Genomic DNA, 24027 nt, shown 5'->3' on the forward strand with positions numbered 1-24027 from the left:
TATAAATAAGAATAGATGAAATTTTCATGTAAATATGCATCATTAGGCTGGATACTGGGTATAGTTACCTTTACCGGCGCCAGCGCACAGACGGTTGACAGCACTTACGACAATTCGCATTACCGGGAGCGGCAGGAGCTGTTTGCCACGCTGCCGAAGCAGAAGAAAGCCATCGTATTCCTCGGCAACAGCATTACGGAAGCCGGTAAATGGAACGAAATACTCCCCGGCAAACCGGTACAGAACCGGGGCATCAGCGGAGACAATACCTTTGGCGTGCTGGCCCGTCTCCCGGATATCGTGGCCGCCCGCCCCGCAAAGCTCTTCCTCCTTATCGGTGTAAATGACCTGAAAAGGGAAGTGCCGGTAACGGTGATCATTGACAATTATCGGAAGATGGTGCAAATGGTGAAGGAAGGATCTCCGAAAACAAAGCTTTACCTGCAAAGCGTACTACCGGTCAATGATACCATCCTGATCGAGCCTTTCCGGAAAGTGACCAATGCCAATGTGGCGAAGCTGAACGAAGCGCTGCAGCAGCTGGCTAAAGACAACAATTGCCGGTTCGTCAATCTGCATGAGCCCTTCGCGGACGCGCAGGGCCAGCTGAAAAGGAAAGATACGCCGGACGGGCTGCACCTTAAAGTAGGCGCTTACGCCATCTGGGTGAATTATCTGCGAAGCAAAAAATATCTGTAGAAAATATTCCGAGAAAAAATATACGAATGAAACGATTATGGATATATATGGCAGCCTGTCTCTTCTCCGCCTCAGCTTTCGGGCAGGACAAGCCAAAGATCGACAGCAGCTACGCCAACTGGTACTACGAAGGAAGGATGGAATTGTATGCGCAGCTGAACGATCAGCCGGCTGATATACTGTTCCTCGGGAACAGCATTACCGAAAGAGGGGAGTGGCATGAGTTGTTGCCTGGGCGTAAAGTAGCGAACCGGGGCATCGGCGGAGATAACACCTTCGGCGTACTGGCGCGGCTGGATGGTGTGATCAGTCAAAGGCCAAAGAAAATCTTCCTGCTGATCGGCATCAATGACATCGGTCGCGGATTGCCGGTGGATGTGATCCTGAATAACTATAGAAGGATACTGGAAAAGTTGTCAAAAGGCCTTCCGAAAACGAAGATCATTGTAGAGAGCGTATTGCCCATGAACGAGAGCAAACTGGCATATGATTATCTGAAGAACAAAGCAGACAAAGTGAAAGCATTGAACGAAGGCATTGAAAAACTGGCATCGGAATTTCGCCTGACCTATCTCAACCTGCATGAGTTGTTTGCAGATGAGAACGGGGCATTGAAAGCGGAATATACGAAGGACGGCATTCATGTACTGCCCGGTGCGTATGTGGACTGGGTGAACTGGTTAAAAAAGAAAAAACAATTGTAGCCATGAAGCCGGCATGTTTAAAATAATCATTCAACACAGGATATGAATATTTCAAACATCAGCAGCTCCATCCGGCCCGAAAAAATAAAAATATACGGATGAAAATAACAGGCACTTTCCTGGATGAGATCAGCCATGACATCCCGCACCAGAATTGGGGGCGGGAGGAATGGGACAGGGATTTCGGTTATATGAAAGCCATTGGCATCGATACGGTGATTTTGATCCGGAGCGGATACCGCCGGTTCATTACCTATCCCTCTGCTTACCTGCAGCAGCAGTTCGGTTGCTATGAACCGCCGGTTGACCTGGTGAAGATGTATCTGGAGCTGGCGGAGAAACACGGCATGCAGTTCTATTTCGGCTTGTATGACAGCGGCCATTATTGGGATACCGGTAACATGCAGCACGAAATAGACGCCAACCGCTATGTGATAGATGAAGTATGGCAGCAGTACGGGCATTACCCGGCTTTCAAAGGCTGGTATCTCAGCATGGAGATCAGCCGCAGAACAAAAGGCGCGGTGGAAGCATTCCGCACATTGGGGAAACAATGCAAAGAAGCCAGTAATGGTCTTTTTACGTTCATCTCCCCCTGGATGGACGGGAAGAAAGCGGTGCTGGCCGCATCTGCGGGGCTTACCAAGGAAGATGCCGTTTCCGTCAGCGAACATGAAAAAGAGTGGAGCGAAGTATTTGACGGTGTGCGCGGCGCCGTGGATGCCGTTGCTTTCCAGGACGGGCATATCGATTACCATGAACTGCCGGAGTTCTTCGCCGTCAATAAAAAGATGGCGGACAAATACGGTATGCAATGCTGGACAAATGCGGAATCCTTTGACCGGGACATGCCCATCAAATTTCTGCCGATCAAATTCGAGAAACTGCGGCTGAAGCTGGAAGCTGCGCGCCTTGCGGGGTACGACAAAGCGCTCACCTTCGAGTTCTCCCATTTTATGAGTCCGCAATCCGCTTACCTGCAAGCGGGACATTTGTATAACCGCTACAAGGAATATCTGCAGGGATTGAAGTGATGATCAGATAAAAAGCATGGAGACCGGGCGTGAAAATTTTCCCGCAGGAGCGTAGTGTGCCGGTAATAGAAAAATAATATTAACTGATGAGATGTGAGTCCTATCAGGCCCGTTAAAATAATGTCAACTGATGAAATACCATTCCGTCAGACCCGTAGAAAAATAATGTCAACTGATGAAACATTTAGCCGCTTTATATAAGAAGGAATTATTGGAAAACGTGTTGCCCTTCTGGATCAATCATTCTAAAGACGAGCAGTCCGGAGGATATTTCACCTGCCTGGACCGCACCGGGAAGGTATTTGATACCGACAAGTTCATGTGGCTGCAAGGCCGCGAAGTATGGATGTTCTCCATGTTGTACGACAAAGTACAGCAGAACCCTCAATGGAAAGAAATGGCGGAGCATGGCGCAGCCTTCATGGAAAAATACGGAAGGGATGAGCAGGGCAACTGGTATTTTTCCCTCACCCGTGATGGTCAGCCCCTCATCCAGCCCTATAACATTTTTTCCGACTGCTTTGCGGCGCTGGGATTCGGTGCTTTATACAAGATAGACCCGAAGCCGGAATACTTCAGGATCGCAAAGGATACTTTCGATAATATCCTGGCACGCCGCAATAATCCCAAAGGATCGTACACGAAGAATGTAGCAGGCACCCGCAACCTGAAGAACTTCGCCCTCCCGATGATCCTCTGCAACCTCTCGCTGGAGCTGGAGCATATCCTCGGCAGTGAGAAAGTGAATGAATTCATCCCCGAGGTGCTGGAAGAAGTGATGCACGTTTTCTACCAGGAAGACAGCGGCCTGGTGCTGGAAAATGTGTATGAGGATGGCAGCTTTTCAGATTCCTTTGAAGGCCGCCTGATCAATCCCGGGCATGCCATCGAAGCCATGTGGTTCATTATGGACCTTGGGGTGCGCCTGAAAGACGAGGCGCTGATTCACAAAGCCCTGAAGATCGGCTTGCATATGCTGGAATACGGCTGGGACAACCAATACGGTGGTATCCTGTATTTCATGGATATTAAAAATCATCCGCCGCAACAACTGGAATGGGACCAGAAACTCTGGTGGGTACATATGGAAACGCTGGTGTTTCTTGCCAAAGGCTGGCAACTGACCGGCAGCGAGGCCTGCAAGGCCTGGTTCGAAAAAGTGCATGCCTATACCTGGGAGCATTTTAAAGATAAAGAGCATCCTGAATGGTTCGGTTACCTGAATCGGAGAGGGGAACCTTTGCTGCAGCTGAAGGGCGGGAAATGGAAAGGATGTTTTCATGTGCCGCGCGCGCTTTACCAGGTCTGGCAGGCGCTGGAGAAGGCGCCAGCTTTCGTTGCGCAACCGGCAGCCGTGTAAAGTGAAGGCAGCGATGCCCGTGGATGTTGCGATATAAAAATTGATTGTCTATATTGAGATATGAGAAGTCTGCTTTTATTGCTGCTCACTGGCAGTGTAGCACAGGCGCAAACGCGCATCACATACGATATCAAAGGGGAAGATACCTTATACATGGATCATTATGCCCCTTCAGGAAACCCGAATGGCATGTCCGTTATCTTTGTGCATGGCGGCGGTTTTTCCAGCGGTGATCCGAAGAATCAGCGGCCCTTCGCGGAAGGGATGAGCCGGCGTGGGTATAATATCTTCGTGATATCCTACCGGTTGTATCTGAAAGACAGCAGCTTCAGCTGCAACACCCCCACGCCCGTAAAGCTCAAAGCGGTGCGCCTGGCGGTAGAGGACGCGGCAGATGCCTCGAAATACATTATCAGCAACGCCGCATCCCTGCAGGTGGATACCGGCAGGTTGTTCATCGCAGGCAGCAGCGCCGGCGCGGAAACAATCCTGCAACTGCTCTACAATCCTTTCGCCTCCTCAGACCCCGCGCGGTTTGATTTCTTCAGGCAGCAGCGCTTCAAAGGCGCGATGGTTTTCGCCGGCGCTTTGATCGATATCAATACCATGCGCAAGGATAATTACATTCCTACTTTGCTGATGCACGGCACAAAAGATCAGCTGGTGCCTTTCGGTACGGCAGCACATCATTATTGCAATGGCAATGCCGCCGGATGGCTGATGCTTTTCGGGGCAAAGACCATCTATGAACAGGTAAAATCCTGGAGAAAGCAGGTAGTGTTATATACTTATGAAGGCAAGGGGCATGAAGTGAGCAACCGGATGTTCCGGGAATTTGAGAAGATGGATGGATTTATGAAAAGTGTTGCCGCCGGGAAGAAAATAGGGGCCAGGGAATTTTTTGTTAATGATTGATTATCAATTGTTTGATGAAAGTTTACTGGAGAATTGCCCCCAAAATGGGTCTGTAAAGTGAAGAAATTGCCCCCTAAATGTGCCTGATTTCACTTCAGTTGCCCCCAAAATGGGTCAAAAAAATGAAAAAATTGCCCCCTAAATGTGCCGCTCCGCACAACCTCGCAGTACGGTTATATAACGGGAAGGTTAAAATAGACAAGCTGACTACCATAAAAGGGAAAGATTACCAATTGCTGAATCTCCCTTATTACTTAAGCACACATATCGGAAAGTACCTGGACTGGATGATTGCTGCCGCAACAGCATCAGGTTAACTCAAAACGTTCTGTACTCCACCTTTTTCTTTTGACTGCTTTGCCATACCGCTTTGGTCACGAAATGCCCCAGCAGCGATCCCATCACCACATCGCTCGCCCAGTGCCGGTTATGGTATATTCTTGATATAGCCGTAACGCCGGCAATGGTGTACACCAGCGGCGGCACCCATTTCGTATCCCTGAATTCCAGCGCCAGCGCTGTGGCTACGGTAAAGATCGTATTGCTGTGGCCTGAAGGGGAGGAGGTGTAACCCTGTTTGGCGAAAGGAAGCGCATAATCAAAAGCAGAGTTGGTGGCATCGGGCCTGGCCCGGCGGATCAGTTTTTTGCTGGCCGTGTATATAACCGTGGAGATCGCCAGCGCCTTGACCCCGGTAAGCCCGGCGGATTCAAATTTGGGCTGCCTGGTAATAAGGCCGGCCACGTACATGGCGGGGAAGATATATACGCCATAAGTATTGCCGAATGGCTCCGCAGTATTGGCTACTTTTTCACCTATACCGCCGCGGTTATGCTGCACGATATGGCGGATCTCCCAGTCCGCCGCCATTAATGCGCCAATGCTGGCGGTGGCAACGGAAAACCTTACCCAGTCCTTCTTTTCCCAATGTGCCGGCCGGGAAACGGTATAGGTGAAGGATGGCCAGAAGCTTTTCAGGTAGCGGGCATTGAGGCGGTAATATTGGGGTTCGGGGGCGAGGGTATCCGCCTGTCCGCTCCCATATTGCCCGTCCGGAGCCAGGGTATCCACCTGAAGCTGTTCCTCCCGCGGAATGGTATCCGCCTCGTGATAATGGCCCATGGCCGCCGCAGCCGCGATCAGAAAATTCGCCAGTAAGACAAACGCTCGAAAAAACATGCTGCGAATATATGAACTTCTACCGCTCCTTCAGCTTGTTCAGATTGATCTTGAAGGTTTGGCCTACCGGAAGGCTTTCGTCCAGGATCACCACATGCCGCGGCCCCCATTCTTCCACTTTATCCGCCGCAATGATGTAGGACTTGTGTATCCTGACGAATGTGCCGGATGGCAGCAGCTTCTCCATCTCCGCCGTGGTGGCGTTCACCACCAGGCATTTGTTTTCGAGGTACACTTTCACATAGTTGCCCATGCTTTGCACATAGTAGATATCCTGCGGGTCCACGGTGGTCTGGGTGCTGCCGGTTTTCAGCACCAGCGGCTCTTCCGGCTGATTGCTGGGAGGCGCTTCCTGCTGCAGGATCTTGTTCACCGCTTTGAGAAAGCGGGGAAAGCTGATGGGTTTCAGGATGTAGTCCACCACATCGTACTCATAACTCTCCAGCGCAAACTCGCTGTAGGCGCTGGTAAGAATGATCTTGGGATGATTGTTGTTCAGGATCTTCAGCAGGTCCAGCCCGCTTAGTTCCGGCATATTGATATCCAGGAAAACCAGGTCTACCTTCTCCCGGTGCAGGAAATTGGCGGTTTCCATGGCATTGTAGCAATGGCCTGTGATCTGCAGGGCCTGTACTTTTTCGATATGGGCTTCGAGCACATAATGCGCTCCCGGTTCATCATCTACGATCAGGCAACGGAGTGCTTGCATGGCGTTCAAGTGTTAACAGGAGTTCTGTATGATAAATATTGTTCTCTTCATGGGTCACCAGCGTATGCTTGTCCGGGTACGCCAGGGCCAGCCGCTGCTTCACGTTGTTCAATCCCACCCCTGTCGAAGATACGGAGGATTTGTTTGCCGGTACGGTATTGCGGATACGCAGCAGCAGCGTTTCATTCCTGATCTCCAGCTCTACCTTGATATAGCTGGCCTGGATACTGGATGGCGCATACTTGAAGGCATTCTCCACAAAGGTAATGAGTATCAGGGGAGTGATCAGCAGGTCTTTCTCACTGCCCTTTTTCTTGAAATTCACCTGGCACCGCTGCCGGACCCGCGCCCTTTCCAGGTGTACATAGTTGCGGATGAACTGCAGCTCATCTTCCAGCGGCACCAGCTGCTTGCGGGAGCTTTCCAGCTGGTAGCGCAGCAGCTCGGAAATACTGAGGATCAGCTCCGGCGTTTTATTCGGATAACGGAGACTGACGCCGTACAGATTGTTCAGGGTATTGAAAAAGAAGTGCGGGTTCAGCTGGCTTTGCAGGTACTGGATCTCCTTATCGCGCATCAGCAGCGAATTGCGCAGCTCCATCGTATGGAGGGTTGCCTGGCGGTACATGAACCACAGGCCGATCCCCACCAGCAGGCAGGTCACCGCAAACACAAGGTCCCCGATCCAGAACATTTCTATATCCACCTTGAAGATATGTACCCGCAAGCCATAGGTGATAGCTGTCGTTACCGTCAGCCACCCCGCCAGCAGCCAGATATACTGCCAGTATTGCCGTTTCATGATCAGCAATTGCAGCATGTACTTGTTGTGCAATACCGCCATGATGTATACCGCCAATACCGAGATCCCCTGGTACAGGTACACTTTCGTATTGCTGAGTGGCGTATATTGAATATTGATGAGCACATTCAGCGTCAGCAATATGATCAGAAAAAGTATGTTGACAACCCAGCTCCTGTTCAGAATGTTTTTGAAAGCCATACAGCAGGCAATTTAAGGCGATCCGGCGCTATTTTGAACAAATATCTGATGATTCGCATTCATCAACCGGCTTTTTGTATCCCGGGTTTACCGGTATCTTTATAAAAACAAATATCAGGATGTACGATCAGCAGACAAAACGGGAGATGGAAACCTGGCAGCAAAAGATGCGCAAAGACCCTAATTGGGTGGACCGTACCGCGAAATCTGTGCAGGACCGTATCAACCGTGTGATCCCGGAGAAAGTGCATCATGCCATTACGGCTACGATCAAGCAGATGGTGCGCGGAGTGCTGTTCGGCGCAAAATATACCGTGCCTGCGCTGCCGCGCCACGTTTCCCTGATGCAGACGGAAACGGCCGTACGCAGACAGATCGATATCTACCGGAAAACGGCCGCGGCCGAAGGCGGGATCACCGGTGCGGGAGGCATTTTGCTGGGGCTGGCGGACTTCCCCATCCTCCTGGGCATCAAGCTGAAGTTGTTATTCGATATCGCCACGCTGTACGGCTATGACGTGAAAGATTACAAGGAACGGGTATATATGCTCCATATTTTCCAGCTGGCCTTCAGCAGCCCGCAGCACCGGAAAATGGTATTTGAACAGATCACGGACTGGAATACGAAAAGCAAAGCACTGCCGGATGATATTCATGCCTTCGACTGGCGCAGGTTCCAGCAGGAGTACCGGGATCATCTGGACCTCGCCAAGATGGCGCAGCTGATACCCGTGATCGGCGCTGTGGTGGGTGTTGTGGTGAACTACCGCCTGATCAACAGGCTGGGAGAAACGGCCATGAATGCTTACCGGATGCGGTATTGGGCGGACCTAGCGGAAGAGCGGTCAATACTGCCTTAAAGCCTCTATCTCCTTCAACGTTTTCGGGAGGTGCTTGCCCAGCTTATGGCTGCCATCTGCGGTGATGAGGAAATTGTCTTCTATCCTGATGCCTCCAAAGTCTTTGTAAGCCGCTACAGCCTTATAATTGATGAACTGTTCCAGTTTCTTTTCGGCCATCCAGCGGTCGGTCAGCTCCGGGATCATATAAATGCCCGGTTCTACCGTCAAAACAAACCCCGCTTCCAGCTCGCGCCCCAGGCGGAGGGATTTCCAGCCGAATTCCCGGCTTTTTTTCAGGCTGTCCGTATACCCCACATATTCCTCACCCAGGTCTTCCATATCATGCACATCCAGGCCCATCATATGGCCCAGTCCGCATTGAAAGAACAGGGTATGCACACCGGCGGCCACTGCTTCCGCAGGGTCGCCTTTGATCAGCCCGATGGCCTTCATGCCGCTGAGCAGGGTTTCGCAGGCCTGCGTATGCACTTCCCGGAAGGTGATGCCCGGCCGCAGGAGGCTGATGGCATGGTCCATTGCCCCCAGCACGATCTGGTAGATCTCCTTTTGCCGGCTGGTGAACTCCCGGCCCACCGGGAAAGTGCGGGTAAGGTCGCCGGCGTAATGCATCGCGTTTTCCGCGCCGGCATCGTTCAGGACCATCTGTCCATCCCCGATGGTATTGCCATGATAGTGATTATGCAGGATCTCCCCGTTGACGCTGAGGATCACGGGATAGGCCAGGCGCCCATTGGCCGCGGCCGCCACTTCTTCCACTTTTGCCACCAGCTCGTATTCCTTCATGCCGGGCCGTGCATGCCGGATGGCGGCCATATGCATATCCGTGCTGATGGACACGGCATCTTCTATTTCCCTGATCTCGATATCCTCTTTATAGGCCCGTTGCCGTATCACGGCTTTGATCAGGGTAACGGAATCCGCCAGCTCCGGTGCTGTTTGCAGCCAGGCGGCCAGCTGTATGCAGTTCTCCGGACGGTAAGGCTTCAGTATATGCACCGGCCGGCCATGTGCCTGCGCATCCTGCACCACTGCTCCGGCCTTTTGATAGGGCGCAGTGGAGGAAACGCCCACCAGCTCCGCCATTTCCCGTACCGTGGGCAGCGGCCCCGTCCAGATAATATCATCGATACCCTGCTCATTCCCGTAGATGGTCGCTTCCCCGCTGGCCGTATCCATTATAGCGGCCAGGCCCGGCACATCCAGCCCGAAATAGTACAGGAAAGTACTGTCCTGGCGGAAAGGGTAGCAGTTATCTTTATAGTTCATACTGCTCTCCTGGTTGCCCATCAGGAGGATCAGGCCGGTGCCTACTTCCTGCAGCAGCTTTTTTCTTCTGTTGATATAGACTTCTTTCGGGAAAAGACTGAAATGCATGGTAATGATAATTGATATTCAAATGTAAAGAATGCAGCGCAGAGGCCGGCCATTTTTAGATATTTTCAAAAAATGACCGCTATTTCAGCATTTTACAAGAAATTAATTTGATTATCCGGATTACTTCCTAAATTTGCACTCGAATTATAAAACATGAACAACAACGTACATACACATCATCACCATACTTACCCGAACGGTAGGCAGGGGATGCTGTAATGTACATGCAGATATTCACCATAAAAGGCTTACCGCATCCCGGTAAGCCTTTTTTGTTTCAAACCGGATGAAACGGAGGTTTCTCCCGGCCCGTGAAAAATAAAAATGAACTGATGAGACGTAAGTCCCATTTGGCCCGTAAAGTATAAAAATGTACAAATGAAACTGCGAATTGCCATCCAGAAGTCCGGCCGCTTACACGACGATTCTATCAAACTGCTGAAAGAATGCGGGATAGATATCAACAACGGCGTTAACAAACTCAAGACAGAAGCCAGTAACTTCCCGCTGGAAGTATTCTTCCTCCGCGATGATGATATTCCGCAGTACGTGGAAGACGGTGTGGCAGACATCGGTATTGTCGGAGAGAATGTCGTGCTGGAAAAGAACCGACCTTTGCGCACCGTGGAAAAGCTGGGTTTCGGCAAATGCCGTTTAGCCATGGCCGTTCCCAAAGCAATGGACTACAACTCCATCCAGGACCTGAACGGGCAGCGCATCGCCACCAGCTATCCCGTGATCCTGGGCGATTATCTGCAAAAAATGGGGATCACCGCCGAGATCCACGAGATCAGCGGCTCCGTGGAAATAGCGCCCGGCATCGGGCTGGCAGATGCGATCTGCGACCTCGTGAGCAGCGGTTCCACCCTGTTCATGAACGGATTGAAGGAAGTGGAGACCATCCTCCGCTCCGAAGCCATCCTGGTATCCAACAACGCACTCACCCCCGAGCAGGAGCAATTGCTGGGCAAACTGATCTTCCGCATACAGGCCGTGAAAAAAGCCAAGAATAATAAGTACGTGCTGCTGAATGCCCCAAACAACAAGTTGCCCGAGATCATCGGCCTGCTTCCGGGCATGAAAAGCCCCACCGTACTGCCGCTGGCGGAAGCCGGATGGAGTTCTGTGCATTCGGTGCTGAATGAAAATGATTTCTGGGACATCATCGAAAGCCTGAAAGCCGCAGGGGCACAGGGCATACTGGTGGTGCCGATCGAAAAAATGGTGATTTAAAAAACTCGTTATGCAGATCATCCGCTATCCGGAAAAAGATACCTGGGGCCAGCTGTTGCAACGCCCCGCACTGGATACCCGCCAGCTGGAAGCCACCGTGTCCGCCATCCTTGCCGATGTAAAAGCAAAAGGGGATGCCGCACTGATACAATACACCCAACAGTTCGATAAAGTAACGTTAACGGATATACAGGTTTCTCCGGAAGAATTTGCCGAAGCGGACGCAATGCTGGAAGAATCGCTGAAGGCTGCCATCCGCCTCGCTGCTGCCAATATCGAAGCCTTTCACCGCCCGCAGGTGGAAGCCGTGAAGATGGTGGAAACCATTCCCGGTGTGCAATGCTGGCGTAAACCCGTGGGCATTGAAAAGGTGGGCCTCTACATCCCCGGCGGCACGGCGCCGCTGTTCTCCACCATCCTCATGCTGGCCATCCCCGCCCGCCTGGCCGGTTGCAGCCGCATCGTATTATGCACGCCGCCCGGAAAGAACGGGACGGTGCATCCCGCAGTGTTATGGGCGGCGCAATACACCGGTATCACCGAGGTGTTCAAGACCGGCGGCGTACAGGCTATCGGCGCCATGGCTTACGGTACCGAAAGTGTTCCGAAAGTCTACAAGATCTTCGGTCCGGGTAACCAGTATGTCACCTGCGCCAAACAGCTGGTGAACAGCGCCGGCACGGCTATCGACATGCCTGCCGGTCCATCTGAAGTAGCCGTTTTTGCGGATGACAGCTGTGTACCGGCCTTCGTAGCGGCAGACCTGCTCTCGCAGGCGGAACACGGGGCGGACAGCCAGGTATTGCTGGTGACCACCTCGGAAGCTGTGCTGACAGCGGTGGAAGCTGCCGTACAGGAACAGCTGGCGTTGCTTCCGCGGAAAGACCTTGCCGCCAAAGCCCTCGGCAACAGCAAACTGGTACTGGTGAGCGACCGGGATGAAGCGATGGACATGCTTAACGCCTACGCTCCCGAGCATCTCATCATGGCCTGTGAAAATGATGAGGCCCTCGCCACCAGGGTCATTAACGCCGGCTCCGTATTCCTCGGCAACTATTCCCCCGAAAGCGCGGGCGACTACGCTTCGGGTACCAATCATACGTTGCCGACCAATGGGTATGCCACGGCTTACAGCGGCGTGAGCGTGGACAGCTTTGTGAAAAAGATCACCTTCCAGCGCCTGAGCCGGGAAGGCCTGCAATCCATCGGTCCCGCTATTGAAGCCATGGCTTCCGCCGAAGGGCTGGAGGCACACCGCAGGGCCGTATCCATCAGAATAAATCCGTAATTACAATATATGTTCGATCTGAATAGTCTGTTAAGGGACAACATCAAACGCCTCGTACCGTATTCCTCCGCCCGCGATGAATTCAAGGGTGATGCATCCGTTTTCCTGGATGCCAATGAGAACAGCTTCGGCTCCCCGCTGCCGGTGGCGTATCATCGTTATCCGGACCCGCTGCAATGGAAAGTGAAGTACAAGCTGGCCGATATCAAAGGTGTGCCGCCGCAGAACATCTTCCTGGGCAATGGCAGCGATGAGGCCATCGACCTGCTGTTCCGCGCATTCTGCCGCCCGGGCACCGACAATGTGCTGCTTTGCCCCCCAACCTACGGCATGTACGAAGTAAGCGCGAACATCAATGATGTGACGGTGCGGAAAGCTACGCTTACGGCCGATTTTCAGCTGGACTTACCGGCCATGGAGGCTGCGATAGATGCCAATACCAAGCTCATTTTCATCTGTTCCCCCAACAATCCTACGGCGAATGCTATACGAAGGGAAGACATCGAGATGGTCCTGAATAATTTCGATGGCATTGTGGTGGTGGATGAGGCCTACATCAACTTCTCCCGGCAGAAAACACTGATACAGGAATTGACGGAATACCCGAATCTCGTCATCCTGCAAACCCTTTCCAAAGCCTGGGGCCTCGCAGCTCTGCGGGTAGGGATGGCCTTTGCCAGTGAAGACATTATCAATGTGTTCAACAAAGTGAAACCGCCGTATAATATCAACCAGGCCTCGCAGGAACTGGCGCTGGAAGCACTGAACAATATTGAACAGGTCAATAGCTGGATCAGGGAAACCGTGGAAGAGCGGGGTAAACTGGAGCAGGCGCTGAATACCCTGCCCATCGTGGAAAAAGTATATCCAAGTGACGCCAACTTCCTGCTGGTGAAAACCACCGATGCCAAAGGGATCTACCAGCACCTGGTGGATAAAGGCATTATCGTGCGTGACCGCTCCAGGGTGGAACTTTGCGCCGGATGCCTGCGGATCACCATCGGCACACCGGTAGAAAATGTACAGTTGTTTACCGCTTTGCGGGATATGGCGGGGCTGCAAGGCTCCATCTGACCCGTAAAAGAATAAAAATGAACTAATGAAACGCGTATTATTTATAGACAGGGACGGCACTATGATCAGGGAGGTGCCGCCTACTTACCAGATCGACAGCCTCGAAAAAGTGGTGTTCTACCCCAAAGTGTTCACCTACCTCGGCAAGATAGCGGCGGAGCTGGATTACGAACTGGTCATGGTCACGAACCAGGACGGTCTCGGTACGGCCTCATTCCCCGAAGAAACGTTCACCGCCCCGCACCGGCACATTATGCAGTCCTTCGAAAACGAGGGTATCACCTTCGCCGCCGTGCATATCGACAAAAGCTTCCCTGCGGATAACCTGCCTACCCGCAAACCCGGTACCGGTATGTTGCAGCAGTATTTTTCCCCGGAATATGATCTGGCCAATTCCTATGTGATCGGTGACCGTATTACCGATGTGAAACTGGCGCAGAACCTCGGCGCCAAAGCCATCTGGCTGAATGCCGATGCCTCGCTGGGCGCCGCGGAAGTAACGGATATAGATAGCCTGAAAGATGTCATAGCGCTGGAAAGCACGGACTGGGCGAAGATATACGAGTTCCTGAAGATCGGTCTCCGGAAAGTGGAGCACGTCCGCACCACGAAGGAAACGGATATCCGGATATCGCTGAACCTCGACGGGAAAGGGCAGGCGAATATCCACACCGGCCTCGCTTTCTTCGATCATATGCTGGACCAGATCGCAAGGCATGGCAGCATAGACCTGGACATCCAGGCGAAAGGGGACCTGCACATCGATGAACATCACACCATCGAAGATACCGGCATTGCCCTGGGAGAAGCCTTTGCCATGGGGCTTGGGGACAAGAAAGGAACAGAGCGATATGGTTTCTGCCTGCCGATGGACGACTGCCTGGCGCAGGTGGCGATAGACTTCGGCGGCCGTAACTGGATCGTCTGGGATGCAGCATTCAAAAGGGAAAAGATCGGGGAAATGCCTACGGAGATGTTCTTCCACTTCTTCAAATCCTTCTCCGACGCGGCCAGGTGCAACCTGAACATCAAAGCCGAAGGGGAGAACGAGCATCACAAGATCGAAGCGATCTTCAAAGCCTTTGCAAAAGCCGTCAAGATGGCCGTGAAACGCAATCCGGACAATATGCAATTGCCAAGTACAAAAGGGGTGTTGTAAGATGATCAAAATAAAATTTGCATTTTTGAATAAATCCCCCCATATTTGCCCTCACAATGCAAACGAACATCACATACAAACATTGGTGGCACACAGAGAAATTCTCCGCTGTGTAACAGTGCCATGTTTGTATTGAACATACTTTAAGAAGGCTCGCTGTACACAGCGGGCCTTCTTCGTTTTTGGCCCTTTCCTGACGGAGAGGTAACAATGGCCGGATGGCAGAAAAACACCATCTGGCTGATAACAAACAACCTTAACGGATGAAAAAAATTCAGGTAAAAACACGATCCAAACAGATGCTGGCGGATGTCTTCACCCCGGTGAGCATCTACCTTCGCATCCGCGACAAGTTCCCCGGCAGCATCCTCCTGGAAAGCACGGACTCCCACGCCAGCGAGAACAGCTTTTCCTTCATCGGTATCAAACCCATTGCAGGCATAGAGGTAACTTCCACCGATATCTTCGAGTTCAAATATCCCGGTCAGCCTGTTGAGCGTAAACAGCTCAAAAGCCGTCAGGAAGTGCTTAAAGAGATGGAGTCGTTCCTGAAAAGCTTTTCCTTCTCCGAAAAATCACCGGTGCCATTCGCGGAAGGACTGTTTGGATACAGTACCTATGACTCCGTTCAGTTCTTTGAAAAGATCGCTTTCAACAAACGTCCGGCAGCAGGGAATACCATTCCGTTGATGCGTTACCGTTTTTACCAGTATGTGATCGCCATCAACCACTTCAAGGATGAGATGCACCTGATCGAGAACGCTGTAGACGGTCAGGAGAGCGAATTCGATTTCCTGGAAACACTGATCCGCAACAAGGATTTTCCCAGTTATCCGTTTTCCGCAAACGGCACGGAAGAAAGCAATATGACGGATGAGGACTACATGGCGATGGTGGAAAAAGGCCGGCAGCACTGCTTCCGCGGGGATGTTTTCCAGATCGTATTGTCCAGGGCCTTCAGCCGTGCTTTTTCGGGGGATGAGTTCAACGTATATCGCGCCCTGCGCTCCATTAATCCATCTCCTTACCTTTTCTATTTCGATTATGGTGACTATAAACTGATGGGTTCCTCTCCGGAAGCCCAGCTGATCATTAAAGACCGTAAAGCCGTGATACACCCCATCGCCGGCACTTTCAAACGCACCGGCAATGATGAGCAGGATAAAATTCTGGCGGACCAGCTGCTGGAAGATCCCAAAGAGAATGCCGAGCATGTGATGCTGGTAGACCTTGCGCGTAACGACCTGAGCCGCTATGCGAAGGATGTGGAAGTGGAAACCTACCGTCAGATCAAATATTATTCACACGTCATTCACCTTGTCAGCGAAGTCACCGGCAGGCTTGAAGGAGATGTAAACCCCTTTGATATCCTGGCTGCCACCTTCCCGGCAGGCACGCTTTCCGGCGCGCCGAAGTACAAGGCCATGGAGCTGATCGACAGCTATGAACCGACCGCGCGTGGTTTTTATGGCGGCTGTGTGGGATTTGTAGGGTTCAACGGCAACTTCAATCATGCCATTATGATCCGCTCCATCCTCAGCAGGAACAACACATTGTACTACCAGGCCGGCGCGGGAGTGGTCGCCAAAAGCGTGGCCAGTTCAGAACTTCAGGAAGTGAACAACAAACTCAATGCATTAAAACAGGCCATCAGCCTGGCTCAAAATATCTGATATGAATATTCTGGTGTTTGACAATTATGACTCATTTACCTATAACCTGGTACACCTTGTTGAAAAGATCATCGGCGGGAAAGTAACGGTCGTGCGGAATGATGAGATCAGTCTGGATGATGTGGAGCAATATGACCGGATCATTTTGTCCCCCGGCCCGGGAATCCCTGAGGAAGCCGGATTGCTCCTGCCGCTTATCAAACGGTATGCAGCCACCAAATCCATCTTTGGAGTATGTCTTGGTCAGCAGGCGATAGGGGAGGCCTTCGGGGCAAAGCTCATCAACCTGAAAGATGTATATCATGGCGTGGCAACGCCGGTACAGATCACCGCCCGCAGCGGCCGCCTCTTTAACGGGCTGCCCGATCAGCTGGAAGTAGGAAGGTATCACTCCTGGGTGGTAGATGAAAAGACCCTGCCTGAAGCGCTGGAAGTGACCGCGCGTGATCAGAACGGTTATGTTATGGCCGTACAGCATAAACAGTATGATGTCAGCGGCGTGCAGTTCCATCCGGAAAGCGTGCTGACGCCGGAAGGAGAGCGGATATTGCGGAACTGGCTGAACCTGCCCTGATCAGGCACCGGAGCGTAAACATATCTGAATCAACATCAACGAATGCAACACCCATGAAAAAGATACTGAACTACCTGTTCGAACACAAGACCTTCTCCCGGGAAGGCGCCCGCGAGATACTCACCAATATCTCCAAAGGCACATACAACGAAAGTGAGCTGGCGGCTTTTATGACGGTCTTCCTGATGCGCAGCATCACCATCGAAGAGTTGCTGGGTTTCCGCGATGCCCTTTTGGAACTCTGTGTACCGGTGAACCTGGACGGCCATGCCGTGCTGGATATCGTAGGCACCGGCGGCGATGGCAAGAATACCTTCAATATCTCCACGCTTTCCTGCTTCATTGTGGCCGGTGCAGGCGGGAAGGTAGCCAAACACGGTAACTATGGCGTATCTTCGATCAGCGGGGCTTCCAACGTGATGGAATCCGTAGGGTACAAGTTTAAAAGCGATCAGGGCAAGCTGCGGCAGGAGATAGAAGAAGCCGGCATCTGTTTTTTACATGCACCGCTCTTCCACCCGGCGCTGAAGAATGTAGCCGGTGTACGGCGCCAGCTTGGGGTGCGCACATTCTTTAACATGCTCGGGCCGCTGGTGAACCCGGCTTTCGCGCAGCACCAGCTGATCGGCGTGTACAACCTGGAAATGGCGCGCATTTATAATTATCTGTTCCAGCAGACCGATAAACAGTTTGCCATCGTACACAGCCTGGACGGATATGACGAGATCTCCCTCACCGGAGATACCCGCATCATCACCAATAAAGGAGAACAGGACTGGACGCCCGAAGCGCTCGGCAAACGCAAGGTGCATGCGGAAGACATTTATGGCGGCAACTCCCCGGAAGAAGCCGCGAAGATATTCATGAAAGTATTGAAAGGCGAAGGCAGCTGGGCGCAGCATTCCGTTGTGATGGCCAATGCCGCCATGGGCCTCTATTGCCTGGAAAAATACCCGACTTATGAGGAATGCTTTCTGGCAGCGGTGGAATCCCTGGAATCCGGCGCGGCTTACAGAACATTCAGCAAACTGATCGCATTACAGTAATCAAGGATGAGCCTTAAATAATGCTCATCTGATCAACAAGAACAAATGAAGAACATCCTGGCAGAAATTGTCGAGCATAAAAAAACAGAGGTCACAGAGCGCAAGAAAAGGCGTGGTGTGGATGAATTGAAGCATTCCCAGATGTTCAGCCGCCCGGTGCATTCCCTTCGCGCTTTCCTGAAAAGCCCGGGGCGTAACGGCATCATTGCCGAATTCAAGCGGCAGTCCCCCTCCAAAGGATTGATCAATGGTACCGCAAGTGTGCAGGATGTAACCGCCGCATATGCCCGCAATGGCGCATCCGGTTTGTCGGTACTGACCGACCAGCAATTTTTTGGCGGATCGATGGATGACCTGCAGCAGGCGCGTGCCGTGAACAGCATCCCCATTTTGCGAAAGGATTTCGTGATCGATGAATACCAGATAGCGGAAGCCAGGGCCATCGGCGCCGATGTGATCCTGCTGATAGCCGAATGCCTCAGCAAAGCCGAAGTGGCGCATCTGGCGAAATATGCGGTGGACCTGGGCCTGGAAGTATTGCTGGAAGTGCATAGCGCAGAACAGCTGAAGAAGATCACCCCCGATACCCAACTGGTGGGGATCAATAATCGTGACCTGACCACCTTCAAAGTAGATATTCACCGTTCCATGGAACTGCTGAAGCAGATCCCGGCGGAATACAGCAAAGTGGCGGAAAGCGGTATGGATGACCCGGCTACTATCGTTACGCTGAAAAACGCAGGTTTTGACGGGTTCCTGATCGGAGAGCATTTTATGAAGGCAGAGAACCCCGGCAGTGCATTCGAAGCATTTACACAACGGTTGAAAGAGTTGACGGATGTGCAGGCTCAACCCCCGCATACCGGCGGTTGAGAGGGCTTGAACGTAAAAGCATAATATCAAAAGCATGAAAATAAAAGTCTGCGGTATCACCAGGCCTGAAGACCTGGAAGCATTAGTAGAACTCGGCGCCGACTACGCCGGTTTCATCTTTTACGGCAAATCGCCCCGCTTTGCAGGCAACAAACTCGATGGCAGAACCGTGCGCGAAAAAGGGAAGAATATCAGCAAAGTAGGCGTATTCGTTAATGCCGATGCCCGGCAGATCATGCAGACCGTCAAAGATTATGCGCTCGACCTCATCCAGCTGCATGGAGAAGAAAGCGCTGCCCTGTGCGGACAATTGCGGGAGACCGTTCCGGTAATGAAAGTGTTTCATGTGCATGAAAAAGGATACGAACAGGTGTCCCCGTACCTCGGCGCCAGCGATTACTTCCTGTTCGATACCGCCAGCGCGGATTACGGAGGTACCGGCCGGCAGTTCAACTGGGAACTGCTGAAAGATTACGGGTTCGATCAGCCCTTTTTCCTGAGTGGCGGTATCGGTCCGGCTGATGCGGATACCCTGCGGCAATGGGCACATGAAAAACTGTTTGCCGTTGACGTCAACAGCCGGTTTGAAACATCCCCGGGTGTGAAAGACCTGGAAAAGGTCGCGGCATTCATCAAACAATTAAAAGGAAAAACAAAAAAATAGCACGCATCATGGATATAGCGGTGGATACCTTGCAATCCAGGTATCATGTAAACGAAAAAGGCTACTATGGAGAATTTGGCGGAGCGTACATCCCCGAGATGCTCTATCCCAATGTGGAAGAGCTGCGGTTGCAATACCTGCAGATCATGGCGGAGCCTGCTTTTCAGGCGGAGTTTGAGCAATTGCTGAAAGATTATGTAGGCCGGCCTTCTCCCTTGTACTTCGCCAAACGCCTCTCCGAAAAGTACAAAGCAAAGATCTATCTCAAGCGGGAAGACCTGAACCACACCGGCGCGCACAAAGTGAACAACACCATCGGCCAGATATTGCTGGCCAAACGCCTGGGCAAAAAACGCATCATCGCGGAAACAGGGGCCGGTCAGCATGGCGTGGCCACCGCCACCGTATGCGCCCTGATGGATATGGAGTGCATTGTGTACATGGGCAGTGTGGACATCCAGCGCCAGGCCCCCAACGTAGCGCGGATGAAAATGCTCGGCGCCACCGTAGTGCCGGCCACCAGCGGCAGCAAAACCCTCAAAGACGCCACGAACGAAGCTATCCGCGACTGGATCAACAATCCCGTGGATACCCATTATATCATCGGCTCTGTGGTAGGCCCGCATCCGTATCCGGATATGGTGGCCCGCTTCCAGTCCGTTATCTCCGAAGAAATTAAACAGCAGCTGCTGGAAAAAACAGGCAGTGAAGATCCGGGTTATGTGATCGCCTGCGTAGGTGGCGGCAGCAATGCCGCAGGCGCATTCTTCCATTTCACGGATCGCGAAAACGTGAAGCTGGTAGCCGTGGAAGCCGCCGGAAAGGGGCTGGACAGCGGGTACTCCGCCGCCACATCGCAGCTCGGCAAACCGGGCATCATACATGCCAGCAAAACCCTGCTGATGCAAACGGAAGACGGCCAGATCGTGGAACCGCATTCTATTTCGGCGGGACTGGATTATCCCGGTGTAGGGCCGATGCATGCACATCTCTATCAGACCGGCCGCGCGCAGTTCCTCAACGCCACCGATGAAGAATCCCTCGCCGCCGCATATGAACTGAGCCTGCTGGAAGGGATCATTCCCGCGCTGGAATCCGCGCATGCGCTGGCGAAGCTGAAAGAGCTGCCGCTGAAGCCGGAAGACGTTGTAGTGGTATGCCTCAGCGGCCGCGGAGATAAAGACCTGGAAACCTATATCAAACATCTAAAGTAAAGGCCATGAACCGCATCGACCAGTTATTCAGCAACAGATCCTCCAACATACTCAACATATACTGTACCGCGGGGTTCCCGGCCCTGAACGACACCCTCACCGTTGTGGAAGCGCTGCAGCAAAGCGGCGCCGACATGGTGGAACTGGGCATGCCCTTTTCCGATCCCCTGGCGGACGGGCCGGTGATACAGGACAGCAGCACCCGCGCCATCGCCAATGGCATGCGCATCAGCGTGCTGTTCGAACAGCTGAAAGGGTTCCGGGACCGTATAAGCCTTCCCGTTATCCTCATGGGATATATGAACCCCGTATTGCAGTTCGGCGTGGAGAACTTCTGCAAGAAATGCGCGGAAACCGGGATAGACGGGCTTATTCTGCCTGACCTGCCCATGGATGAATATGAAAGTCAATACCGGCCCCTGTTCGAACAGTACGGCCTGCATCTCATCTTCCTGGTGACACCCGAAACCAGTGAAGCCCGCATCCGCAAGATCGACAGCCTGAGCAAAGGTTTTGTATATGCCGTTTCTTCCTCTTCCACAACGGGGAAAGACAAGGTAATGGCCGATCAGCAGGCCTACTTCGCCCGTCTCAAAAGCATGCAGCTGAAGAACCCGGTGCTGATCGGTTTCGGCATCAGGGATAAGGCCACATTCAACACTGCCTGCGCCAACAGCAACGGCGCCATCATCGGCAGCGCTTTTGTGAAAGCCATCGAAAACAGTACTAACTTGCAGCAGGATATCCTGCAATTCGTGGAAAATATAAAAAAGTAAAAGGGACGATGTGTGCAAGAAACCGGGCATGAGCGGCATGCTGATGCGAGGTTCCACCCGGCCCGTAAAAATTCAAATATTGACCGATGAAAACAGCCATCATCAAATATAACGCCGGTAACATCCGTTCCGTGTTGTTCGCCCTGGAACGCCTGGGAGTGGAAGCAACGGTAACTGACGACCCGGAAGAGCTGCGTTCGGCGGATAAAGTGATCTTTCCCGGTGTGGGAGAGGCCAGCACCGCCATGAACTACCTCAGGGAAAGGAAGCTGGACCTCCTGATCCGTGATCTCCAACAACCCGTGCTCGGCATTTGCCTCGGCATGCAGCTGTTATGCAAACATTCGGAAGAAAATGATACGGAATGTCTCGGCGTGTTCGACCTGCCGGTGAAGAAGTTCGTTTCGCCGGTGGACAATCTGCTGAAGATCCCGCAGATCGGCTGGAACAATATTGCCGGCTTGCACAGCGTCATCTTCGAGCATGTACCGGAGAACAGCTACATGTACTTTGTGCACAGTTATTATGTAGCGCTGGGTCCCGAAACCACCGCTATTGCGAACTACGTGATCAACTACAGCGCCGCCCTGCAAAAGGATAATTTTTATGCTGTGCAGTTCCATCCGGAAAAATCCGCGGAAGCCGGTCAAAACCTCATTGAAAGTTTCCTGAAATTGTGAGCGTGACCATCAGAAATATTACAACGGAAGATACCCTGCCCCTGCGCAGGGATGTACTGTATCCGCACTGGCAGCTGGAACAGGTGCGTGTGGACCATGACGATGAAGGATGGCATTTTGGCCTGTATGAAGGGAAAGAACTGGTAACCGTAGTGTCCCTCTTCATCAGCGGCCCTGCTGCGCAGTTCCGGAAGCTGGCCACCGCAGCCCATTACCGCGGTAAAGGTTACGGTAAAAGGATGATGCAGCATCTGCGGGAAGTCTGCCTCCGCCACGGTGTGCGCACCCTCTGGTGCAATGCGCGCGATTCCGCGGAAACCTTCTATTTACAGCTGGGCTTTACCCGCACCAGTGATATATTTTACAAAGACGATATTGCGTTCTATAAAATGGAGATCAATCTGAAAGCCCCGGATACCGGGCGTTTTAATATCATTCCCGCCATCGACATCATCGATGGTAAATGTGTGCGCCTCACACAAGGGGACTACGATCAGAAAAAGGTGTACAATGAGCATCCGCTCGAAGTAGCGAAAGAGTTTGAGAACAGCGGCATCAAACGCCTGCACCTCGTGGATCTGGACGGCGCGAAGAAAGGCGCGGTAGTGAACTGGAAAGTGCTGGAAACCATCGCCGGAAAAACCGGGATGGTTATCGATTTTGGCGGCGGCATCAAAAGCGATAAGGATGTAGCCATCGTATTTGAAAGCGGCGCCGCCATGGCCACCATCGGCAGCGTAGCCGTAAAGCAGCCGGAGCTGTTTTTTCACTGGCTGAAAACATACGGTGCGGAAAAAATGTTCCTCGGCGCGGATGTGAAGGAAGAAAAGATCGCCGTAGGCGGATGGCTGGAAACAACGGAGCTGAGCGTATTCGATTTCCTGAAAGCCAATAAGGAAAAAGGCGTCACACAGGTATTCTGTACCGATATCGCAAAGGATGGCCTGTTGCAGGGCGCTTCCACCGACCTTTACCGCAAGATCATCGAAAATGTGCCGGGCATACAGCTCACGGCCAGCGGGGGCGTCAGCCATATCGGGGACGTGGAGGAACTGAAAGAAGCCGGCCTGGCCGGCGTGATCATCGGCAAAGCGATCTATGAAGGACGCATCACATTAGCGGAATTAAAGAAATTTATATAATGCTCACAAAACGCATCATCCCCTGTCTGGATATCAAGGACGGACGTACCGTAAAGGGCGTCAACTTCGAGAACATCCGCGATGCCGGAGACCCGATAGAACTGGGCGCATTGTATGCGCAGCAGGGAGCGGACGAACTGGTGTTCCTGGACATCACCGCCACCAACGAGCGCCGCAAAACGCTCTCCGAACTGGTGACCCGCATTGCCCGGCATGTGAATATTCCCTTTACCGTTGGTGGCGGCATCTCCTCCGTGGAGGACGTTAGCGTACTGCTGAATGCCGGGGCGGATAAAGTGTCCGTAAACACCGCGGCATTCAAAGATCCGGGATTGCTCAACGCCCTTTCCCGCGAATTCGGCAGCCAGTGCATCGTACTGGCTATCGATACCCGCTTTGAGGATGGCGACTGGTTCGTGTACCTTAACGGGGGCCGGGTGAAAACGGATACCCGTACGACCGACTGGGCAAAGGAAGCCGTAGAACGCGGCGCCGGAGAGATACTCCTTACCTCCATGAATAACGACGGCACCAAGCAGGGCTTTGCCCTGGATATCACCCGCCGCCTGTCTGAAAACCTGAACGTACCGGTCATCGCTTCCGGAGGCGCAGGCACTATGGAGCATTTTGCCGATGTATTCGAAAAAGCGCATGCCGATGCCGCCCTGGCCGCCAGCATTTTCCATTACAAGGAGATAGCCATCCAGGACCTGAAGAACTACCTCTACCACAGGGGGATACAGATCCGGTTTTAGGCAGCTGCCCATGGACGGATACATCACCGGCTTTTT

Annotated in this window: 25 protein-coding genes; 21 read left to right on the forward strand and 4 right to left on the reverse strand. The window is 52.5% G+C overall.

What is annotated here, in order from left to right; translation table 11 throughout:
• Nucleotides 1-15: 15 nt before the first annotated feature.
• The 6 genes from FW415_RS10740 (at nucleotide 16) to FW415_RS10765 (ending at nucleotide 5029) form a co-directional block, all read left to right on the forward strand.
• The gene (locus tag FW415_RS10740; RefSeq protein WP_148384624.1) at nucleotides 16-699 is read left to right on the forward strand and encodes a GDSL-type esterase/lipase family protein; all 684 of its coding nucleotides are present in this window, start codon (nucleotides 16-18) and stop codon (nucleotides 697-699) included.
• A gap of 26 nt (nucleotides 700-725) precedes the next feature.
• On the forward strand, nucleotides 726-1403 hold the full coding sequence (locus FW415_RS10745) for a GDSL-type esterase/lipase family protein (RefSeq protein WP_210420859.1): 678 nt from the start codon (nucleotides 726-728) through the stop codon (nucleotides 1401-1403).
• 98 nt (nucleotides 1404-1501) lie between these two features.
• On the forward strand, nucleotides 1502-2437 hold the full coding sequence (locus tag FW415_RS10750) for a DUF4434 domain-containing protein (protein ID WP_148384626.1): 936 nt from the start codon (nucleotides 1502-1504) through the stop codon (nucleotides 2435-2437).
• A 175-nt stretch (nucleotides 2438-2612) separates the two neighbouring features.
• Nucleotides 2613-3797 carry an AGE family epimerase/isomerase gene (locus FW415_RS10755; protein ID WP_148384628.1) on the forward strand — a complete coding sequence of 395 codons (1185 nt, stop codon included), beginning with the start codon at nucleotides 2613-2615 and terminating at the stop codon, nucleotides 3795-3797.
• Between the two features lie 60 nt (nucleotides 3798-3857).
• Entirely contained in the window at nucleotides 3858-4712 is an 855-nt protein-coding gene (locus FW415_RS10760; RefSeq protein ID WP_148384630.1) for an alpha/beta hydrolase, read from the forward strand.
• 122 nt (nucleotides 4713-4834) lie between these two features.
• Nucleotides 4835-5029: a hypothetical protein gene (locus FW415_RS10765; RefSeq protein WP_148384632.1), complete on the forward strand. Its 195-nt coding sequence runs from the start codon at nucleotides 4835-4837 to the stop codon at nucleotides 5027-5029.
• A 1-nt stretch (nucleotide 5030) separates the two neighbouring features.
• On the opposite strand, the gene FW415_RS10770 is transcribed toward FW415_RS10765, so the two are convergent.
• The 3 genes from FW415_RS10770 to FW415_RS10780 are packed head-to-tail and all read right to left on the reverse strand — an operon-like array spanning nucleotide 5031 to nucleotide 7603.
• The gene (locus FW415_RS10770; RefSeq protein WP_148384634.1) at nucleotides 5031-5891 is read right to left on the reverse strand and encodes a phosphatase PAP2 family protein; all 861 of its coding nucleotides are present in this window, start codon (nucleotides 5889-5891) and stop codon (nucleotides 5031-5033) included.
• Between the two features lie 19 nt (nucleotides 5892-5910).
• On the reverse strand, nucleotides 5911-6600 hold the full coding sequence (locus FW415_RS10775; protein WP_148384636.1) for a LytTR family DNA-binding domain-containing protein: 690 nt from the start codon (nucleotides 6598-6600) through the stop codon (nucleotides 5911-5913).
• Nucleotides 6569-7603, reverse strand: a complete 1035-nt coding sequence (locus FW415_RS10780; RefSeq protein WP_148384638.1) for a sensor histidine kinase — start codon at nucleotides 7601-7603, stop codon at nucleotides 6569-6571. Before FW415_RS10780 ends, FW415_RS10775 begins: the two co-directional genes overlap by 32 nt.
• Before the next feature lie 119 nt (nucleotides 7604-7722).
• Between FW415_RS10780 and FW415_RS10785 the strand changes: the two genes are divergently transcribed.
• Nucleotides 7723-8463, forward strand: coding sequence for an EcsC family protein (locus tag FW415_RS10785; RefSeq protein ID WP_148384640.1), 741 nt, complete (start codon nucleotides 7723-7725; stop codon nucleotides 8461-8463).
• Here the strand turns inward: FW415_RS10785 and FW415_RS10790 are convergent.
• Nucleotides 8449-9840, reverse strand: coding sequence for an aminopeptidase P family protein (locus FW415_RS10790; protein ID WP_148384641.1), 1392 nt, complete (start codon nucleotides 9838-9840; stop codon nucleotides 8449-8451). The two genes, FW415_RS10785 and FW415_RS10790, sit on opposite strands and share 15 nt — an antisense overlap.
• Nucleotides 9841-10218: 378 nt before the next feature.
• On the opposite strand from FW415_RS10790, the gene hisG reads away from it, so the two are divergent.
• The 14 genes from hisG to hisF all read left to right on the forward strand — a co-directional run bounded on the left by hisG (nucleotide 10219) and on the right by hisF (nucleotide 23991).
• The gene (gene hisG, locus FW415_RS10795; RefSeq protein WP_148384642.1) at nucleotides 10219-11073 is read left to right on the forward strand and encodes an ATP phosphoribosyltransferase; all 855 of its coding nucleotides are present in this window, start codon (nucleotides 10219-10221) and stop codon (nucleotides 11071-11073) included.
• Nucleotides 11074-11083: 10 nt separating this feature from the next.
• The gene (hisD, locus tag FW415_RS10800) at nucleotides 11084-12361 is read left to right on the forward strand and encodes a histidinol dehydrogenase (RefSeq protein ID WP_148384643.1); all 1278 of its coding nucleotides are present in this window, start codon (nucleotides 11084-11086) and stop codon (nucleotides 12359-12361) included.
• A gap of 9 nt (nucleotides 12362-12370) precedes the next feature.
• Nucleotides 12371-13435: a histidinol-phosphate transaminase gene (hisC, locus tag FW415_RS10805; RefSeq protein ID WP_148384645.1), complete on the forward strand. Its 1065-nt coding sequence runs from the start codon at nucleotides 12371-12373 to the stop codon at nucleotides 13433-13435.
• 25 nt (nucleotides 13436-13460) lie between these two features.
• Complete coding sequence (gene hisB, locus FW415_RS10810) at nucleotides 13461-14594, forward strand: bifunctional histidinol-phosphatase/imidazoleglycerol-phosphate dehydratase HisB (RefSeq protein ID WP_148384647.1); 1134 nt, start codon at nucleotides 13461-13463, stop codon at nucleotides 14592-14594.
• A 263-nt stretch (nucleotides 14595-14857) separates the two neighbouring features.
• The gene (locus tag FW415_RS10815) at nucleotides 14858-16267 is read left to right on the forward strand and encodes an anthranilate synthase component I family protein (RefSeq protein WP_148384649.1); all 1410 of its coding nucleotides are present in this window, start codon (nucleotides 14858-14860) and stop codon (nucleotides 16265-16267) included.
• 1 nt (nucleotide 16268) lies between these two features.
• Nucleotides 16269-16841 carry an aminodeoxychorismate/anthranilate synthase component II gene (locus tag FW415_RS10820; RefSeq protein WP_148384651.1) on the forward strand — a complete coding sequence of 191 codons (573 nt, stop codon included), beginning with the start codon at nucleotides 16269-16271 and terminating at the stop codon, nucleotides 16839-16841.
• Between the two features lie 53 nt (nucleotides 16842-16894).
• Nucleotides 16895-17887, forward strand: a complete 993-nt coding sequence (gene trpD, locus FW415_RS10825) for an anthranilate phosphoribosyltransferase (protein ID WP_148384653.1) — start codon at nucleotides 16895-16897, stop codon at nucleotides 17885-17887.
• 45 nt (nucleotides 17888-17932) lie between these two features.
• Nucleotides 17933-18760, forward strand: a complete 828-nt coding sequence (trpC, locus tag FW415_RS10830; protein WP_148384655.1) for an indole-3-glycerol phosphate synthase TrpC — start codon at nucleotides 17933-17935, stop codon at nucleotides 18758-18760.
• Nucleotides 18761-18794: 34 nt separating this feature from the next.
• Nucleotides 18795-19424: a phosphoribosylanthranilate isomerase gene (locus tag FW415_RS10835; protein WP_148384657.1), complete on the forward strand. Its 630-nt coding sequence runs from the start codon at nucleotides 18795-18797 to the stop codon at nucleotides 19422-19424.
• Nucleotides 19425-19432: 8 nt separating this feature from the next.
• A complete protein-coding gene (gene trpB, locus FW415_RS10840; protein WP_148384658.1) occupies nucleotides 19433-20638 on the forward strand; it encodes a tryptophan synthase subunit beta in 1206 nt (401 codons plus the stop codon).
• A gap of 5 nt (nucleotides 20639-20643) precedes the next feature.
• Nucleotides 20644-21414 carry a tryptophan synthase subunit alpha gene (gene trpA / locus FW415_RS10845; protein ID WP_148384661.1) on the forward strand — a complete coding sequence of 257 codons (771 nt, stop codon included), beginning with the start codon at nucleotides 20644-20646 and terminating at the stop codon, nucleotides 21412-21414.
• An 86-nt stretch (nucleotides 21415-21500) separates the two neighbouring features.
• Nucleotides 21501-22094, forward strand: coding sequence for an imidazole glycerol phosphate synthase subunit HisH (hisH, locus tag FW415_RS10850; protein WP_148384663.1), 594 nt, complete (start codon nucleotides 21501-21503; stop codon nucleotides 22092-22094).
• Nucleotides 22095-22096: 2 nt separating this feature from the next.
• Nucleotides 22097-23236, forward strand: a complete 1140-nt coding sequence (gene hisA / locus FW415_RS10855; protein WP_148384665.1) for a 1-(5-phosphoribosyl)-5-[(5-phosphoribosylamino)methylideneamino]imidazole-4-carboxamide isomerase — start codon at nucleotides 22097-22099, stop codon at nucleotides 23234-23236.
• Complete coding sequence (hisF, locus tag FW415_RS10860; protein ID WP_148384667.1) at nucleotides 23236-23991, forward strand: imidazole glycerol phosphate synthase subunit HisF; 756 nt, start codon at nucleotides 23236-23238, stop codon at nucleotides 23989-23991. The genes hisA and hisF overlap by 1 nt, the downstream gene beginning before the upstream one ends.
• Nucleotides 23992-24027 lie beyond the last annotated feature (36 nt).

The organism is Chitinophaga sp. XS-30, from assembly GCF_008086345.1.
GTDB lineage: Bacteria > Bacteroidota > Bacteroidia > Chitinophagales > Chitinophagaceae > Chitinophaga.